This is a genomic window from Collinsella sp. AF38-3AC, assembly GCF_003474365.1.
Classification (GTDB): domain Bacteria; phylum Actinomycetota; class Coriobacteriia; order Coriobacteriales; family Coriobacteriaceae; genus Collinsella.
Genome location: NZ_QROM01000002.1, coordinates 166,480 through 184,295 on the forward strand (window position 1 = coordinate 166,480; position 17,816 = coordinate 184,295).

Annotated in this window: 17 protein-coding genes; 11 read left to right on the top strand and 6 right to left on the bottom strand. The window is 59.8% G+C overall.

What is annotated here, in order from left to right:
- Positions 1-40 precede the first annotated feature (40 nt).
- Complete coding sequence (locus DW029_RS02100) at positions 41-817, bottom strand: dimethylarginine dimethylaminohydrolase family protein (protein ID WP_117635364.1); 777 nt, start codon at positions 815-817, stop codon at positions 41-43.
- A gap of 274 nt (positions 818-1,091) precedes the next feature.
- Here DW029_RS02100 and DW029_RS02105 point away from each other — a divergent pair, with 274 nt between their 5' ends.
- Complete coding sequence (locus DW029_RS02105) at positions 1,092-1,721, top strand: GntR family transcriptional regulator (protein WP_233543771.1); 630 nt, start codon at positions 1,092-1,094, stop codon at positions 1,719-1,721.
- Between the two features lie 113 nt (positions 1,722-1,834).
- Here the strand turns inward: DW029_RS02105 and DW029_RS02110 are convergent, their stop codons facing one another.
- Entirely contained in the window at positions 1,835-2,737 is a 903-nt protein-coding gene (locus DW029_RS02110; RefSeq protein ID WP_118345146.1) for an alpha/beta hydrolase, read from the bottom strand.
- Positions 2,738-2,985: 248 nt separating this feature from the next.
- On the opposite strand from DW029_RS02110, the gene DW029_RS02115 reads away from it, so the two are divergent.
- The 10 genes from DW029_RS02115 (at position 2,986) to DW029_RS02160 (ending at position 14,944) form a co-directional block, all read left to right on the top strand.
- Entirely contained in the window at positions 2,986-3,549 is a 564-nt protein-coding gene (locus DW029_RS02115; RefSeq protein ID WP_117743083.1) for a PTS glucose transporter subunit IIA, read from the top strand.
- A 181-nt stretch (positions 3,550-3,730) separates the two neighbouring features.
- The gene (gene asnS / locus DW029_RS02120) at positions 3,731-5,134 is read left to right on the top strand and encodes an asparagine--tRNA ligase (protein ID WP_118345147.1); all 1,404 of its coding nucleotides are present in this window, start codon (positions 3,731-3,733) and stop codon (positions 5,132-5,134) included.
- Positions 5,135-5,383: 249 nt separating this feature from the next.
- On the top strand, positions 5,384-6,172 hold the full coding sequence (locus tag DW029_RS02125) for a hypothetical protein (RefSeq protein ID WP_118345148.1): 789 nt from the start codon (positions 5,384-5,386) through the stop codon (positions 6,170-6,172).
- 160 nt (positions 6,173-6,332) lie between these two features.
- Positions 6,333-7,313: an ABC transporter substrate-binding protein gene (locus DW029_RS02130; RefSeq protein ID WP_118345149.1), complete on the top strand. Its 981-nt coding sequence runs from the start codon at positions 6,333-6,335 to the stop codon at positions 7,311-7,313.
- A gap of 204 nt (positions 7,314-7,517) precedes the next feature.
- Complete coding sequence (locus DW029_RS02135) at positions 7,518-8,441, top strand: ABC transporter permease (protein ID WP_118345150.1); 924 nt, start codon at positions 7,518-7,520, stop codon at positions 8,439-8,441.
- Positions 8,434-9,228: an ABC transporter ATP-binding protein gene (locus DW029_RS02140; protein WP_117743088.1), complete on the top strand. Its 795-nt coding sequence runs from the start codon at positions 8,434-8,436 to the stop codon at positions 9,226-9,228. Before DW029_RS02135 ends, DW029_RS02140 begins: the two co-directional genes overlap by 8 nt.
- Before the next feature lie 72 nt (positions 9,229-9,300).
- Complete coding sequence (locus DW029_RS02145) at positions 9,301-11,331, top strand: bifunctional UDP-sugar hydrolase/5'-nucleotidase (RefSeq protein WP_118345151.1); 2,031 nt, start codon at positions 9,301-9,303, stop codon at positions 11,329-11,331.
- 128 nt (positions 11,332-11,459) lie between these two features.
- On the top strand, positions 11,460-12,227 hold the full coding sequence (locus DW029_RS02150; RefSeq protein WP_117734305.1) for a mechanosensitive ion channel family protein: 768 nt from the start codon (positions 11,460-11,462) through the stop codon (positions 12,225-12,227).
- Between the two features lie 93 nt (positions 12,228-12,320).
- Entirely contained in the window at positions 12,321-14,237 is a 1,917-nt protein-coding gene (locus DW029_RS02155; protein ID WP_118345152.1) for a BMP family ABC transporter substrate-binding protein, read from the top strand.
- Positions 14,234-14,944, top strand: a complete 711-nt coding sequence (locus DW029_RS02160; protein WP_118345153.1) for a metallophosphoesterase family protein — start codon at positions 14,234-14,236, stop codon at positions 14,942-14,944. Before DW029_RS02155 ends, DW029_RS02160 begins: the two co-directional genes overlap by 4 nt.
- A 49-nt stretch (positions 14,945-14,993) precedes the next feature.
- On the opposite strand, the gene DW029_RS02165 is transcribed toward DW029_RS02160, so the two are convergent.
- From DW029_RS02165 to rplK, 4 genes are all read right to left on the bottom strand, one after another.
- Complete coding sequence (locus tag DW029_RS02165) at positions 14,994-15,755, bottom strand: isocitrate/isopropylmalate family dehydrogenase (RefSeq protein ID WP_118345154.1); 762 nt, start codon at positions 15,753-15,755, stop codon at positions 14,994-14,996.
- Between the two features lie 106 nt (positions 15,756-15,861).
- Positions 15,862-16,101, bottom strand: a complete 240-nt coding sequence (locus DW029_RS02170) for a hypothetical protein (protein ID WP_233543772.1) — start codon at positions 16,099-16,101, stop codon at positions 15,862-15,864.
- Positions 16,102-16,536: 435 nt separating this feature from the next.
- Positions 16,537-17,244, bottom strand: coding sequence for a 50S ribosomal protein L1 (gene rplA, locus DW029_RS02175; RefSeq protein ID WP_022093892.1), 708 nt, complete (start codon positions 17,242-17,244; stop codon positions 16,537-16,539).
- Positions 17,245-17,361: 117 nt separating this feature from the next.
- Positions 17,362-17,790 carry a 50S ribosomal protein L11 gene (gene rplK, locus DW029_RS02180; protein WP_022093893.1) on the bottom strand — a complete coding sequence of 143 codons (429 nt, stop codon included), beginning with the start codon at positions 17,788-17,790 and terminating at the stop codon, positions 17,362-17,364.
- Between the last annotated feature and the right edge of the window lie 26 nt (positions 17,791-17,816).

Here is a 17,816-nt window from a genome sequence, read left to right on the forward strand (position 1 = left end):
CCATCGGTCAAGCGATCATTAAGCTAGTACAGCGACCGCATTAGAAGCGCAGGGACAGGCAGGAGAGGCCGCCGTCGACCTTGCGGTACTCGGAGGTATCGACAACAAGCGTCTTGTAGCCCAGATCCTGCACGGCCTTGAGCACGGTCGGATAGCCCTCGGCAACGATGACCGTACCGTTGACCCAGATGCAGTTGGCGCCGTAAGCCTCGTCCTCGGGCACGACGATCTTGTTGTACTGGGCAAAGTCGGGCTTATCGATAAACTCACCGGAGACGAGCATGTTGTTGTCCTCGATGTAGTTGACGCCCGTCTTGAGGTGCAGGACCTCCTCCAGCGGCACCTCGGAGCCCTCGAGGCCCCAGCCCTCGAGAATCTCGCAGAACTGGCGGATACCCTCTTCGTTGGTGCGAGCGGAGCGACCGACGTAGAAGTGGTCGCCGACCATCATGACGTCGCCGCCGTCGAGCGTGCCGGGGGAAACGATGTGCTTCACATGCTCGTCGTCAAAGAAGCGACGGACGACCGGCTCGATCTCGTCCTTCTCGCCATTACGGCTGTCGGCGCCGGGGTTGGTAATGATGGCGCCGCAGCGAGTGATAACGGCCGGATCCTCGACGAAGCAGCTGTCGGGATACTGCTCGAGAGCCGGCAGCACCGACACGTCAACGCCGCACTGCTCGAGTGCGTGCTCGTAATCGTAATGCTCCTCGATAGCGCGCTCGTAGATGGGCTGGCCAAGCTCGGGAGCGCTCGTGATGCCATTGCTCAGGGACTTGCCGGGACGACGGATAATGACGTGGCTGAACTTGGTCATGATGATCCTCCTTGGATCTCTTAGTAGAGGGCGGACTTCCTCGCGCCCGCCTTCCTTCCGGTGGCTTTATCTTAGGGTGTCTTTGCGGTTTTGTATATTGTATACAATCCTGAGCGGTAGGTTTTTCTCGGTAAGCGTATTTTGCTTCTTCTGATTAAGTAGCGCGATTTAGCTGGTCGTTCTATAATTCAATTAGCCTATTCAAGCGAAACGTATTAAGAATTGAAAATATACAGTTAAGGGTTATAAGTTCATGGAAACACTCAGAAGGCCCTTGAAGGACCATGTATACGACTACATTTCGAGTCGTATAGACGCCGGCGAGCTTTCGGCCGGCGACCGCGTGAGCGAGCAAGCGATCTGCGATGCCATGGGCGTTTCGCGCACGCCGGTTCGCGAGGCGCTCATCCAGCTAGCAAGCGATGGCTATCTGGACAATCTCCCCCGCCGCGGATTCCGCGTCCGTGGATTCGATCAGCAAAATGCCGTTGAGGTCTTTGAGATTATGGGGCCGCTCGACGGGCAGGCAGCATTTCTCGCCTGCCCCCTCCTGACCGAAGAGGACATCATGCAGCTAAAGTTTTTGGTTGGGTCCATGGACCTTGCGATCCAGGGCGGTCTTATCCGAAAGTACGACGACATTCAGCGAGACTTTCACCTGACGTACTTTAACCGCTGCGGCAACGACCGTCTACGCGACATGATTTCGCAACTCGAACGCTGTTTTATCAAGCGCGATTACGAGACCGTCGACCAGGAGACGGCGTGCAAACTCCTGGGCATAGCCAATGCCGAGCATGCTCATATTCTTGAGCTGTTCGAAGCGCGAGATGCAGTGGGCGTGCGAGACTACGTTCGCGATGTCCATTGGAACACGGACAACGCCCAGTTCACCGTTTGGTAGAAAAGCAACAAAGGTAGCTTTCAAATGTCCACCTCACGAGAGTGGATAATCTCCCATTTTTGTCGAAAAGCAGACCAAAAAATGGGAGATTATCCACTCTCGTGCTGCGCGGTCTAGAAACCGTGGCGCTCCAGGAATCGGAAGGCTAGGCGAATCCAAGGACGGACCGCCACCTGCTTGTCCTCGTTGTCGACTGCGGTGTTGGCGTTACCGAGCGAAAGGCCGTGGCCGCCCTGGTCAAAGACGTGCATCTCGCATGCGACGCCCTCCTCGGCCATGCGCTGCGCAAACGGGTAGACCTGCGCGATCGGCGCCGTCTTGTCGTCGGACACGCCCCACACAAAGGTCGGCGGCATCTGGCGCGAAACATGCGTGGTGGGGCAGATGTCGGCCAAGTGTTCGTCGGTTGCCTCACCGCCCGTCACCATCGACAGGTAGTCGTTAAGCAAATCACGTCCCGTCTTGCCGCCCGTCTTGGGCACGCGCAGGTCAATGCGCGGATCGCACGTCTGCATGTCGCGCACATAGGCAAGGTCGAGCAATGGATAGCCCAGCACCACGGCATCGGGGCGAATATCATCCGGACGCACCCCGGCAAGCGCCGCAAAGGGACCGGTCTTCCACTGCGTTGCTAACGAGGCACAAATCATGCCGCCCGCCGAAAAGCCCACGACGCACACGCGCTTGGGGTCGACATGCCATTCGTCGGCATTAGCGCGCACCGTGGCGACCATCTTGGCAAGATCGGCATGCGGGTGCGGAAAACTCACGTCGCCCGTGCCGCTTGTCACATAGTTGAGCACAAAAGCCTGGTACCCGTGATCCAAAAACGCAAACGCCACCGGATCTTGCTCATGCGGAGCGATGTGCGTAAACGCGCCTCCGCCGCAGATGATCGCTGCCGGGCGACGACCATTAGGCTTATCGGGCAGCGGCTCGGCGCCCAAATAGGTAAACGTCGCCGGATACTCCTCAGTCGGCTCCTCGCCCCACAGCGCATGACTCTCGATAATCAATTGGTGCTCCCTTCGCGCAATTCGTGCGCACTATTTTTTCGTCCTCAAGCGTACTCCAGTTGGACCCACGGCGCAGAAACACTCCCGCAATAAGTTCCCTTTCAACTGATATATCACATAATCCCAGCTCAGCACTATCGTTTCACAGCGTAAAATAGGGACGCTGACCGTGCCGGGAAACACATACGTAACGTTTCCGGCTACATTACACGCGTGCAACAGGCGCGCTTGATACGTTGGAGGCAACTATGGGTCTGCTCGATTCGCTCAAGTCCACGTTCACTTCGTCGGGCGAGGCGTCCGTTCCGCCCTCAGCAAGCTTCGCTACCCGCGAAGGCGTCATCTATGCCCCTGTCAACGGCGTACTCGTCAATCTGGACGAGGTTCCCGACGAGACCATCGCCGCGGGCATGCTCGGTCAGGGCTATGGCATCGAGCCCATCACCGGCACCATCTATGCGCCCGCCAACGGCCGCATCGGCGCCACCACCGTCACCAACCACTCCATCGGCATGATCACCGAGGACGGTCTTCGCGTGTTCATCCATGTTGGCCTGGGCACCGTGGAAATGAACGGCAAGGGTTTTGCCCGCTTTGTCGAGATGGGCGATGTGGTCAAGGCAGGCCAGCCGCTCATCAGCTTCGACCGCGAGGCTATTAAGGCCGCCGGTCACGAGGACATCGTGACCGTCATCGTCTCCGAGCTCGATCGTCTTAAGAGCATCGACCATGTCGGCGAGTCTGGAACGCTTATCGGCGGCAACCCGCTCGTCAAGCTTGGCGACCCGCTGCTGGTAGCCAAGACCAAGTAGCCAGGCCCCGTGCCACACAGCCAAAAGGCACCTCGTCAAGCGCCCGCGACCATTTGGCCGCGGGCGCTTTTCGTTTGAAAAACCATCCCGCCAATGCCTTATCTGTATAGCCCAAATGAGCCGAGCTGCTAGAATATCGAACTGTATGGATAACTATCATTCAACCGCTATGGGAGGATACGTGAACCGCACCAAAATCGCGCAGCTCTATGCCGATGCCGAGTCGCTCGGCGGCCAGACCGTCACTGTCGCCGGCTGGGTCAAGTCCGTCCGCGACATGAAGAACTTTGGCTTTGTTACGCTCAACGACGGCAGCTGCTTCCGCGACCTGCAGGTCGTCATGAACCGCGAGGCGCTCGACAACTACGACGAAATCGCCCACCAAAACGTCTCGGCCGCACTCATTTGCACTGGCACCGTCAAGCTGACCCCCGATGCGCCCCAGCCCTTCGAGCTTTCCGCCACCTCCATCGAGGTCGAGGGCGCGAGCGCCCCGGATTACCCGCTGCAGAAGAAGCGCGCAACCGTCGAGTTCCTGCGCACCCAGCAGCACCTGCGCCCGCGCACTAACCTGTTCCGCGCCGTGTTCCGCATCCGCTCTGTCGCGGCTGCCGCCATCCACCGCTTCTTCCAGGAGCAGGGCTTTGTCTACGTCAACACCCCCATCATCACCACGAGTGACTGCGAGGGTGCCGGCGAGATGTTCCGCGTGACCACGCTCGACCCCAAAAATCCGCCCCTCACCGAGTCCGGCGAGGTCGACTGGAGCCAGGACTTCTTTGGCAAGCATGCGAGCCTCACCGTGTCCGGTCAGCTCAATGCCGAGAACTTTGCCATGGCCTTTGGCGACGTGTACACCTTTGGCCCCACCTTCCGCGCCGAAAACTCCAACACCACGCGCCACGCCGCCGAGTTTTGGATGATCGAGCCCGAGATGGCCTTTGCCGACCTTAACGACTACATGGATAACGCCGAGGCCATGCTCAAGTACGTCCTTAAGGACGTCATGGCAACCTGCCCCGACGAGCTCAATATGCTCAACAAGTTTGTGGACAAGGGTCTGCTCGAGCGCCTGGACCACGTGGCAAACTCCGACTTTGCCCGCGTCACCTATACCGAGGCCGTCGAAATCCTGGAGCAGGCCGTCGCTGCTGGCCACCAGTTTGATTACCCCGTCAGCTGGGGCATCGACCTGCAGACCGAGCACGAGCGCTTCCTGACCGAGGAGCACTTTAAGCGCCCGACCTTCGTAACCGACTACCCGGCCGAGATCAAGGCGTTCTACATGCGCATGAACGAGGACGGCAAGACCGTCGCCGCCGCCGACTGTCTGGTTCCCGGTATCGGCGAGATTATCGGCGGCTCCCAGCGCGAGGAGCGCCTGGATCTGCTCGAAGCCCGCATCAAGGACCTGGGCATGAATCCCGAGCAGTACAAGTACTACCTTGACCTGCGCCGCTACGGTTCCTGCAAGCACGCCGGCTACGGTCTGGGCTTCGAGCGCTTGGTCATGTATCTGACCGGTGTGGGCAACATCCGCGACGTCCTGCCGCACCCGCGCACCGTGGGCAACGCCGACTTCTAATCGCCACAGCGCCACCAAACGCATTCCAGCGCATCACGCCAGCGCCTCTCGGCAAGCCGAGGGGCGCTTTTTTCAACAGCACCCGTCAAGCTTTTGGCAAGGTTTTGGTTAGTTGAGCAGGGCTGTTGAAAACTCGACCCGCCGCCTGCCGACAACTACCGACCGCCCAGAGCGCCCTGCGCCCCTAGGCAAGCCCCGCGTCCTAGGCTCCGTACCGTCGCCACCCAAAATGGAAAGGACGTGGGCGTTATGACCGAAGCCGTTGTTGAAAACTATGAGACCACGACCAGAGGCGCCGCCTCGATGGCGGCCTATCGCGCCGTACGCATCCTGCAGCTCTTGAGCGAAAACACCGGCGAAGACAAGGCATTGCTTTCCGATGAGTTAATCGAGCACCTCGCCCATCCCGATGACCCCACCCGCATGCCCATCTCGGCGGCGCGGCGCAGCATCTACACCTCGATATCCGCGCTTCGTCACGCCGGATACGAAATCGACTACAAACGCGGCGTGGGCTATCGGCTCTTGACCCGCCCGCTCACCGATGAAGAGATCATCCGGCTCCACGGCATGGTCATGCGCAACCGCTCCACGCCTATCGCTATCCGCAAGAGCATGGCGCAGCATTTAGTTGCCATGGCGAGTGCCGACGTTCGCGACTACCTCGATACACCCGAACCCGCTCCAAGCGCAGGCAGCAAGGCTACCAAGGCAACACGCACGCCCATCAAGCGCATCGACACGTGCGAGCTCGTCGAGCAGGCCATCGACCACGGAACGACCGTCAGCTTTGATATCTCGAGTACCCTCGCCCGTGGCGAAACCGAAGCGGTGCGGATGACGCTCCGGCCCTTTGCCATCAGGCAGCGCGATGGCATCTCGTATCTGCTGGGAACGGTCTACGACGCCCGAGGCACCGACGATACGCTGCGCACCGTCGAGATCGCCCGTATGAGAAACGTCAGCACGCGCCTCCTTGACGGCAAGAAACTCTTTGCCGCCCTGGACGAGGATGATGACGCCGTCTCCGCCGCATAAGCATCTCTGCCACCCATTCGACTACCCGTACCGCCTATCCGGTTCTGTATTAAAAAACCCGCCAGGCTGTTGTAAAAATGAACATCGGCGTTACTATAGTTCCACTTGCACTTTGTCCCAGTGCAGTGTTTCCAGCCATTTTTATACTGGGGGTAATGATATGAAGGACATCACCATCAGCCGCAGGAGCCTTCTGGTCTCCGCCGGCCTGCTCGCGCTCGCCCCGCTCGCCGGATGCGGCGGCAACTCTGGTTCCGGCTCTGCTGCCGCCGGTTCCGACTACACCATCGGCGTTCTGCAGCTCACCGAGCACTCCGCACTCGATGCCGCCAACAACGGCTTTGTCAAGGCCATCAAGAAAAGCGGCCTTAAGGTCAAGATCGACCAGAAGAACGCCCAGAACGACCAGTCCACGTGTAAGTCCATCGCCGACAAGTTCGTGGGCGATGGCGTCGACCTGATCTACGCCATCGCCACGCCCGCCGCACAGGCTGCTGCCGGTGCCACGGCGGATATCCCCATCGTGGGCTGCGCCATCACCGACTACGCCGCCTCCGGCCTGGTCCAGGACAACGACAGGCCCGGCACCAACGTCACCGGCGCCTCCGACCTTACCCCGGTCGCCGAGCAACTCGAGATGATGCAGAAGGTCCTGCCCGACGTAAAGAAGGTCGGCCTGCTCTACTGCACCGCCGAGTCCAACTCCGACGTCCAAATCAAGGCCGCCAAGAAGGAACTCGACAAGCTTGGCCTGGAGTACGCCGACTTCACCGTCTCGAGCTCCAACGAGATCCAGTCCGTCGTCGAGTCCGCCGTGGGCAAGGTCGACGCGCTCTACTCCCCCACCGACAACACCATCGCCGCGGGCGCTTCGCAGGTCGGTCAGATCTGCAAGGAGAACAAGCTCCCCTTCGTTACCGGCGAGGAGGGCATGTGCAAGGCCGGCGGTCTGTTCACCCTCTCCATCAACTATGAGGACCTGGGCTATGCCGCGGGCGAGATGGCCGTTAAGATCCTGAAGGGCGAGGCCAAGCCCGAGGATATGGCTGTCGAGCACCTCTCGAGCAAGGACTTGGTCGTCGTCAAGAACGACGAGATGGCCGAGGCGCTGGGCATCGACCTTTCCGCCCTGGACGAGTAGCACCATGCGCCGTAACACATCTAGGGTTCGTTCTCGCGCCATAGCTGCGTTATTCAATATCTGAGTCCTTGGGGCGAACGTCATAGACCGACGTTCGCCCTGCTTGTTTCAGATAAAACAAAACGTTTGCCTGCCGCTCTTATATTCATTGTTACCGCTATTATGGAACATCACGTGTCCACCCTATCCTAGGAGGTATGAAGCATGCTCATTGCATTGCAGGGCGCCGTTTCGCAGGGCGTCCTCTGGGGCATTATGGTGCTTGGCGTGTTTATCACGTTCCGCCTGCTCGACATCCCCGATATGACCTGCGACGGCAGCTTTGCCCTCGGCGGCTGCGTCTGCGCCGTACTCATCGTCAACAATAACGTCGACCCGCTGCTCGCCGTGCTGGCCGGCATGTGCGCCGGCGCCATCGCGGGCGCGGTCACGGGCATTCTGACCACCGTCTTCGAGATTCCCGCGATCCTCGCCGGAATCCTCACCCAGATCAGCCTGTGGTCCGTCAACCTGCGCATCATGGGCAAATCCAACACGCCCATCCTTGCCAAGGGCACCATCTTCTCGTCTGTTAGCAACATGACGGGCCTGCCGCAGTCCACCGTTGCCATCATCTTGGGCATCCTGCTCGCCGTGGCCATCGTTGCCATCCTGTACTGGTTCTTTGGTACCGAGATCGGCTCCGCGCTGCGCGCCACCGGCAACAACGAGTACATGATCCGCGCCTTGGGCGTTAACACCAACTCCACCAAGATGATCGCTCTCGTGCTCTCCAACGCCCTCATCGGCCTTTCGGGTGCGCTTATCTGCCAGAGCCAAAAGTATGCCGACATTGGCATGGGCACAGGCGCCATCGTTATCGGCCTTGCCGCCATCGTCATCGGCGAAGTGCTCGGTCGCCTGCTGCCCGGCGGACTCACGCAGTTTAGCGTCCGTCTTGCCTCCGCCGTCTTTGGCTCCGTGGTGTACTTCCTTATCCGCGCCATCGTGCTGCAGCTGGGCATGGACGCCAACGACATGAAGCTGCTCTCCGCCGTGATCGTGGCCGTGGCCCTGTGCGTGCCCGTGGTTTGGGAGCGCTATAAGCTCCGCAGCTCCTACACGAAGGGAGATGAGGCAGATGCTTAAGCTCTCACACGTCAAGAAGACCTTTAACAAGGGCACCGTCACCGAGAAGCGCGCGCTCACCGGTGTCGACCTCACCCTTAACGACGGCGACTTTGTAACCGTGATTGGCGGCAACGGCGCCGGCAAGTCCACGCTGCTCAACATGATCGCCGGCGTGTATCCGCTCGATTCGGGCGTTATCGAGCTCGACGGCACCGATATCTCGCGCCTGAGCGAGTCGCAGCGCGCCAAGTACCTGGGCCGCGTGTTCCAGGACCCCATGCGCGGCACCGCAGCCGACATGCAGATCGCCGAGAACCTGGCCCTCGCCAAGCGCCGCGGCCAGCATCGCGGTCTTTCGTGGGGCGTCACCAAGGCCGAGAAGGACGAGTACGTTGAGCTGCTCAAGCGTCTGGACCTTGGTCTGGATACGCGCCTCAACGCTAAGGTCGGCCTGCTCTCGGGTGGCCAGCGCCAGGCACTCACCCTGCTGATGGCCACGCTCACCAAGCCGCGCCTGCTGCTGCTCGACGAGCACACGGCGGCCCTCGACCCCAAGACGGCATCGAAGGTGCTCAACCTGACCGAGGAAATCGTCGACGAGAACCACCTGACCACGCTCATGGTCACACACAACATGAACGACGCCATCCGTCTGGGCAACCGTCTGATAATGATGCACGAGGGCCACGTGATCTACGATGTGGCAGGCAACGAGAAAAAGTCGCTCACCGTCGCCGACCTGCTGCAGAAGTTCGAGGAGGTCTCGGGCGGCGAGCTCGCCAACGACCGCATGCTGCTAAGCTAACGACTTAGAAAACCACCACAAAGGGGACAGGCACCTTTGTGGTGGTTTTTGTTAAGGACTAAGGAGACTGCCATGAAAAGATTCGTCCCCTGCCTTGCGTTAACCGCCGCGCTGCTTGCCGGCGTGTTCACTGGCGCACCCAGCCTCGCCCTTGCGAGCGATCTGCCCCAGGCGATCAACGACTCCGTGACCGTCATGCACACCAACGATATCCACGGCAGCTACAAGTACAGCTACAACGCAAGCAAGGGCACCGGCACTGTGGGCTTTGACGGACTGGCAGTCCTCTATAGCGCCCAGGGCAACGCCCCCGATCTTCTGCTCGATGCGGGTGACACCTTCCATGGACAGTCCTTCGCCACCATGAGCGAGGGCAAAAGCATCGCCGAGCTCATGGACACCTTCTATGCCGACGGCTACGACGCGACCACGCCGGGCAACCACGACTGGAGCTACGGCGCGGACAAGCTCCGCGCCATGACCGGCCACAGCACCACCGGCACGCCCTTCGCCATGCTTTGCGCGAATGCAACGTCCTCGAACGGCGTATGGAGCTCGAGCATCACCAAAACGCTCAACCGCACTTGGAAGGACGGCGAGGACAGTTCCACGTTTAACTACAAGATTAAGGTCGGCGTCGTCGGAGCCATGGATGAGTCGCTAGGTTCCTCGCTGCGCGCGGACCTGGTCGCGGGCACCAGCTTCTCGAGTGCCGCGAACGCCATCAATGCCGAGGCGGAGCAGCTGCGCAAGGAGGGCTGCGATGTTGTTGTGTGTATCGCGCACACGCTCGACGCCAAGACCTTTGCCACGCGGCTCCGTGGCGTCGATGCCCTTATCGCAGGCCACGAGCACATCAACCTTAACGAGAAGGTGACGGGAGCCGACGGCAAGACAATCCACGTTGTCGAGGCGGGCAGTGCCTTTGCCGAGGTGGGACTGCTTTCCGTCCCCTACGAGTACGACACCAAGGGCACCGAAAGCACCGACGATGACACGGTGGCGGTATACGCAGGCAAAAGCGACGAGAAGCTCTATACCGCCAAGGACGTAAACGTTCTTTTAACCGACCCCAACAAGGGCTCCACCTATCAGAGCATCCTTGATGAGGTCAGCAACAACAAGATCAAGCCGCTCGACGATGCCTTTAGCGCCGCATCGAGCGAGGTGCTCGGCACGAGCTCTACCAATTATTTCTACGGCGAGGACGCCGCAGGCACGCATGGTTGGGAAATGGTGCGCACCGCCGATTTCCGTCCCAGCAAGAAGGGCGACACCACCAAGGCCCAGACCATCGGACATGTGATCTGCGGCTCCTATCTTGACCTGACGGGCGCAGACCTTGCCATCGAGAACGCGGGCGGCATCCGCGGCGGCATCGCGGCGGGCGATGTGACCGCCGGCAACGTCATCGCTATCTCGCCCTACGGCAACACCGTGGAGACCTGGACCATGACCGGTGCGGACTTCCTGGCAGCGCTCGAGCACTCGCTGCAGATCAGTGACGAGTGCAATCACAGCTACGAGCTTCAGCAAGCCTACGTGGCGGCCGGCCACACCGAGCAGGAGGCGCAAGACATGTACAAGTGGCGCGACGACTCCGGCAGTGTCCTTTCCTTCGGCGGCATCAACGTGACAATCGATTGGACGCAGTCCGAAGGCAAGCGCATCGTGAGCGCCACACTCACCAAGGATGGCAGCATGCTCGACCCCGCCAAGACCTATACCGTCGCCACCAACAACTACATCATCACCAACACGACCGACTTCCCCACCTTCGCAAACGCCACCAAGCACACCGAGTGGGGTACCTGCGAGTCAGCACTAAGGGCGCTGATCGGGCAGAACAGCTGGGAGAGCAAGATGGCCTCGCTCGCGGGCACCATCAGCTTTGGCTCCGCCGCCGTGGACCCCACGCCCACACCGGCCCCGACGCCTCAGCCCTCGCCTCAGACGGATACGACGACCACGAAGGTCATCACCAAGAAGACGACCGGTAAGCTCGCCGCAACGGGAGACCGCACGCTGGCTATGGTCGGCGCATGCCTCATCGGCGGCATCGTCATCATCATTCTCGGCATTATCTGGAAGCGTCGACGCTAAGCTACACCGCCGGGCCTTGCAGCCCCGCCGTGCAAACCTTATATCGAGCACAGAAGCCCGTCAGAATTTGATCGGACGGGCTTCTTGGTGGGTATCATGGTTGGACGATCATGAGGAGGTTTCCCTACATGGAATTGTTTGAGCCAATTCTTCATTTCTTTGCACAACGATGGGTCCACAACATCATCTGGGCCGGCATCTTGGCCATCGGCACCGCCGTTGCCGCCAAAGTCGCGTCCAAGACCCTGCACCACCTGCTTAACCGCGACGATAACCCACTCCCTTCATCGAGCATCTTCATCAACATCGCGCGCGCCGTCATCTGGATGATCGGCGGCAGCTTTATCCTCGACAACTGTTTTGGCATCAACGCAAACGCACTCGTCGCCGCTCTTGGCGTCGGCGGCATCGCCATCTCGCTCGGCTTTCAGGACACTCTCTCAAACCTTATCGGCGGCATGCAAGTGACGTTTATGGGCATCATCAAGCCCGGCGACAATATCGAGGTCGGCGGCGTATCCGGCGTGGTCCAAGACATCACCTGGCGCCACACGACCATCGAAGATGCCTGTGGACAGACCATCATTGTGCCCAACTCCAACATCTCCAAGAACACACTCGTGCATCTGATGCCCTTTGGGCGCGTGGCCGTGCCCGTTGCCGTAAAGGACACGTCTAAATGGGCTTCCCTTGACGCGCTGGCAGACGAGCTCACGAGCGCAACCAAAACGGCTGTCTCGCCCATCTCGGGCTTTGACAAGGAGCCCTACGTGCTCTTTAGCGAGATCGGCGACTTTGGCATCAAAGGAAAGATTATCTTTATCGTCAGCGACGACAGCACCACTTTCACCGCTGCCGACGCCTGCATTCGTGCCATCGCTCCCCTCATTGCCTAAACCACCACAAAGGAGACAGGCACCTTTGTGGTGGTTTTCATTCGTGGTACCATGATATATATAGTTGTTTAAACGACTAAGGGAGTAGACACCATGGAAGAGGCCTATCGTCAAGCACGCAAGCGCGGCGAGCAGGGACGCCGTCGCGCCATCAGCCAAAGCGAGCACCCGTACCTTACGGACCTCGATAGCCTGGTTGCTCAGCTCCCCTTAGGTCAGCGAGAGAACGTCGGCCTGCGGGATATTCCGCTCGAAATGGTCGCCGGTACGGTTACCAAGGGCCGCCAGTCCGCCTTTTCGTGCAACTTTATGCCCCTGCTGCCGTTTAGCACCGAGTTCGCCCGCAAGTGGTCCAACCTCTACGACATCCAGGTGACCGAGGGCTATCGCGATCCCGTCATCGTAACCGAGTTCATGCATCGGTTTTACGTCCAAGAGGGCAACAAGCGCGTCAGTGTCCTCAAATTCCTGGACGCCCCAACGGTTTCCGCCAAGATCACCCGTCTCTACCCCGGCAAATGGGATTCCGTCGAAAGCCGCCTGTACGGTGAGTTCTGTGCGTTTTGGCACGTCTGTCCCCTATACGAGATCGAGTTCTCGCGCGAGGGAAGCTACGAGACGCTCGCCAAGATGCTCGGTCAGAACCTTATCGAAAAATGGCCGCAGAAAAAGGTCGACTACCTGCGCCACACCTTCCTGCTCTTTAAGCGCGCTTACCTTCGCGCAGGTGGCGACCATCTGGACATTGCGCCCGCCGACGCCATGCTCGTCTACCTCAATGTGTACAACCAGGACCGCCTGCTGGATACGCCGACGGATATCGTCGTTAACCGCCTGTGCAAGATTTGGCGCGAGCTGGTCATTGCCGGCAAAAGTGACGAGGACAAGGTCGATCTTGTCGAAGCCCCTCAACCCAACGAGGAAGAGTCGCCCGCCAAGTCCACCTCCGGCGTGCTCAACTTCTTTATGGGCAAGACCGTCTACTCGGCGACCAATCCCCTGCGCATCGCCTTTATCCACGAATTCCCCTGTGCGACATCGAGCTGGGACAGCCTGCACGATCAAGGGCGCCAATATCTTGACGAGCACTTTGGCGGCATCGTGCGCACCGAGGCGTTCGAAAACTGCCACGATCCGGACGTGTTCTACGCCGCCGTGGAAACGGCTGTCATACATGGAGCAAACGTCATTTTCTCGACCTCGCACCGCCTGATGGAATACACGCTCAGGGCTGCCGTCGAGTATCCTCAGGTGCGATTCCTCAACTGCTCTATCGGCCTTCCCCACCAAAGCGTCCGTTCGTACTTTGGCAAGATGTACGAGGCCAAATTTCTCTTGGGCGCCCTTGCCGCCAGCATGGCGGACAACCACCGCATCGGTTACCACGCGTCGGTCTTCGCCTCGGGCGCGCTCAGCGAGATCAACGCCTTTGCGATTGGCGCCTCGCTGCTCGACCCCCGTGCGCAAATTATCCTGACCTGGGGCGATGTGCCCGCCGGAGGCCTTGCCGAGGCCATGTGCCGCGAAGGTGTGAGCGTCATGACCGGCGCCGACATGTCAAAGTCACTCGAAGACCCCACGGCCTACGGACTCCACCGTCTGGTCGATGGCAAGGCTGTCGGCATTGCCATGCCGGTATGGAACTGGGGCCGATACTACGAGCTTATCGTGCGAAGCCTGCTGCATGGCACCTGGGATGAGACCAGTGACGACAGCCAGGTTCGCGCCGTCAACTACTGGTACGGCATGAGCTCAGGTGTTATCGACATCCGTTATGCTCCGGGCCTACCCTACCAGACGCGCAAGCTTGTTCAGCTACTCCGCAATGGCATCGTCGAGGGCTCCATCAATCCATTTGGCGGCGAGCTCCATAGCCAAGACGGCGTGGTGCAGATTGAGGGCTTTCCCCCACTGCCGAGCACGCAGATTGTCGAGATGAATTGGCTGGCGGACAACGTGGTGGGCACCATTCCGCAGCTCGACGATGAGCCGGGGGTTACCGCCCTATGAAGATCCTTGCCATAGCAGATACCGAAGAACGATGCCTTTGGGAGTGCTTTCGCAAGGAGCGCCTTGAGGGTGTCGACCTGATTCTGTCTGCCGGCGACCTGGACCCGGACTATCTTGAGTTTTTGGTCACGGTCATCAACAAACCGCTCATCTACGTCCGCGGCAACCACGATGACCGCTACGCACGTCATGCACCGGGCGGCTGCATCTGTGTCGAAGACACCGTGTACGTGTATCGCGGCGTTCGCATTGCGGGGCTTGGCGGCTCCATGCGCTACCGAGATGGCGCCAACATGTACACCGAGCGCGAGATGGCCAAGCGCGTGCGCAAGCTGTCCCACAAAGTGAGGATGGTCGGCGGCTGCGACATCTTGCTCACCCATGCGCCCGCCGCCGGCGTGGGCGATCTGGATGATCTGCCGCATCGAGGATTCGAATGCTTTAACACGGCACTCGAATCCTGGAATCCCGACTACATGGTGCACGGGCATGTGCACCAAAGCTACGGTTGCAATTTTCAGCGCGAGCGTCAGCACGCATGCGGGACAACGATCATCAACGCCTGCGGCTATACGCAGTTTGAACTCGACGAGACGCGCTACCCCATCCGTGGCTGGCAAGCAGCCTGGCTCAATTCGCAAACCATGCGCCGCGAGCTCAAGCGCCATGAGGCCATCGAGTCCTCGACCGCCAGAACCCCCTGGTAACCACCACAAAGGGGACAGGCACCTTTGTGGTGGTTCCGGACTCTCGACGCTACAGGGCAGCGATGACCTTATCGCCCATCTGAGCGGTGCGGAGGATCTTATCAGCAGGGGTGTTGGCGTCGGCGATGTCGCGGGTACGCCAACCTTCGTCGAGCACATGGGCCACAGCATTTTCGACTAAGACGGCCTGCTCGCCCATGTCGAGCGCGTACGTGAGCAGCATTGCCGCCGACAGGATCTGTGCGAGCGGATTAGCAATACTGAGCCCTGCGATATCGGGCGCGCTGCCAGCGCTCGGCTCGAACAGCGAAACGCCGTCGCCCAGCGAAGCAGAGGCGAGCATGCCGAGCGAGCCCGTAATCTGTGCAGCATCGTCGGAGAGAATGTCGCCGAATATGTTCTCCGTAACTACGACGTCAAAGTCGCCCGGTCGGTTGATGAGCTGCATAGCGGCGTTATCGACAAGCAGGTCTTCGAGCTGCACATCGGGGCACTCTTCATCATGCACGCGATGCACGACCTCGCGCCACATGCGGCTCGTCTCCAGCACGTTGCGCTTATCCACGCTCGTCACTTTACCGCGACACTTGCGGGCCGCTTCGAACGCTTGACGGGCAATGCGCTCCACCTCGAACTCGCGGTACTCCATCACATCGACCGCACGCTGGCCCGCAGCGCCATTAGCGCCCGCGCCGTCCTCGTCGTAGAAACGATCGTGCTTGCCAAAGTAAATGCCGCCGGTAAGCTCGCGGCGTGGGGCAGCCGGATCGGTCGAATCCCACTTAGGGCCACCGACTGATGCTAGCCTCATCCTCGGTCATATGGAGCTTATCGCGCAGATGGCTGGCTTACCCCAGGCCGGTATGGATACGGGGCCTCTGAGCCGTCTTGAGGGCTTCTGCGGCCACTTCGATATCCTAGTCGACCGCACGGGTGAGACTCCATACCGTGCACCGGTCGCCCGCGATCTTGCCAATCTCCTGCACCGAGCGAAAATCGCCGGGGCTCGAGATGGGAAAGCCCGCCTCGATCACATCCCCGTTCATGCGCACCAGCTGACGTGCGATGACGATATTTCCCTCAGTATTCATGCTGACGCCGGGAGGCTGCTCCCCGTCGCGCAGCGTAGTGTCAAAGATTGCGATTTTGCGACTCATGATTTCCACCTGATAGGCCTGAGATACAGATGGCTTTCAGGCGAGATGGAGTGCCCCAAGATAGAAAAATACCCGTGTCGCTCATCACGCCCAAAAGCAGCTGACGATAGCGCACCCGGGTACAACTCATCGTTATAGCGAGATTGCAACCCTAGCGCGCTATCCCATCTAGTAGCGCTAGGCCTAGGAGCTGCTGCGTGTTATAGAACATGTCTGGCTCCTTTCAGCCTCGGGCATTCACTACATCGCGCTAAAGTGCAACACAGTCGAAACGACGCGAAGTGGGGATTTTGAAGCAACCGAGGCAAAAGCACCACGAAGGTGCCTGTCCCCTTTGTGGTGGTTTTGTCCCGAGATAGCAAAGAACCCGGTCCTGCACGAGGCAGAACCGGGTTCCTTTAGCAATGCTTGCTTTGCTGAGGCAGTAACTAGCAGTTACTCAGCCAGGAAGTCACGCTGGACAGCGGGATCGACCTTGACGCCAGGGCCCATGGTGGAAGACACGGAGATGGACTTGACGTACTTGCCCTTAGCAGAAGAGGGCTTGACGCGCAGGATCTCGGTGTACAGGGCAGCGTAGTTCTCGACGAGCTGCTGCTCAGAGAAGGACTTCTTGCCCAGGGGCACGTGGCAGATGCCGTAGCGGTCGGCGCGGTACTCAACGCGGCCAGCCTTGAGCTCGGAGACCATCTTGGCGACGTCCATGGTCACGGTGCCGAGTTTGGGGTTCGGCATGAGGCCACGGGGACCAAGGATCTTACCGATGCGGCCAACCTTGGCCATCATGTTCGGCGTAGCAATAGCGGCGTCGAAGTTGATCTCGCCCTTCTGGATCTGGGCGACGAGCTCGTCGGAACCGATGATGTCGGCACCGGCGGCCTCGGCCTCGCGGGCCTTCTCGCCCTCGGCGAAGACGGCAACACGAACGGTCTTGCCGGTGCCGTGGGGCAGGGAGATGGAACCACGGATGTTCTGGTCAGCCTTACGAGTATCGATGCCCAGACGGAAGTGGGCCTCGACGGTCTCGTCGAACTTGGCGGTGTCGAGCTCCTTGATGAGCTTGGCAGCCTGAAGGGGGGTGTAGAGCGTGGCGCGGTCGATCTTCTCGGCAGCGGCGTTATAGCTCTTACCATGCTTAGCCATGTGCATTACCTCCTGTGGTTAAACGGGCGTGAGCCCTCCCACATCGTATCGTGTGCCCTATTGCACACATATAACGGGCGCCCCGGTCGGAACACCCGTCATTACCTAAAGAAATCGCTACTCAGCGATGGTGACGCCCATGGAGCGGGCGGTACCGGCGATGATCTTCTTGGCGGCGTCAATGTCGTTGGCATTGAGGTCCGGCATCTTGATCTCGGCGATCTTGGTGAGCTGCTCCTGGGAGAGCTGACCAACCTTGTCGGCCTGGGGCTTAGCGGAACCAGACTTGAGGTTCAGCTCCTTCTTGATGAGGTGAGCCGCCGGCGGGGTCTTGGTGATGAAGGAGAAGGACTTATCCTCGTAGACAGAGATCTCAACGGGGATGATGTCGCCCTTCTTGTCCTGCGTCTCGGCGTTAAAGGCCTGGCAGAACTGCATGATGTTCACGCCAGCAGCGCCCAGGGCGGGGCCGACGGGAGGAGCGGGGTTAGCGGCACCAGCAGGAATCTGGAGCTTAATGACGTTGGCAACTTTCTTCTCAGCCATGGTCATTCCTTTCGAATCACGAGTGT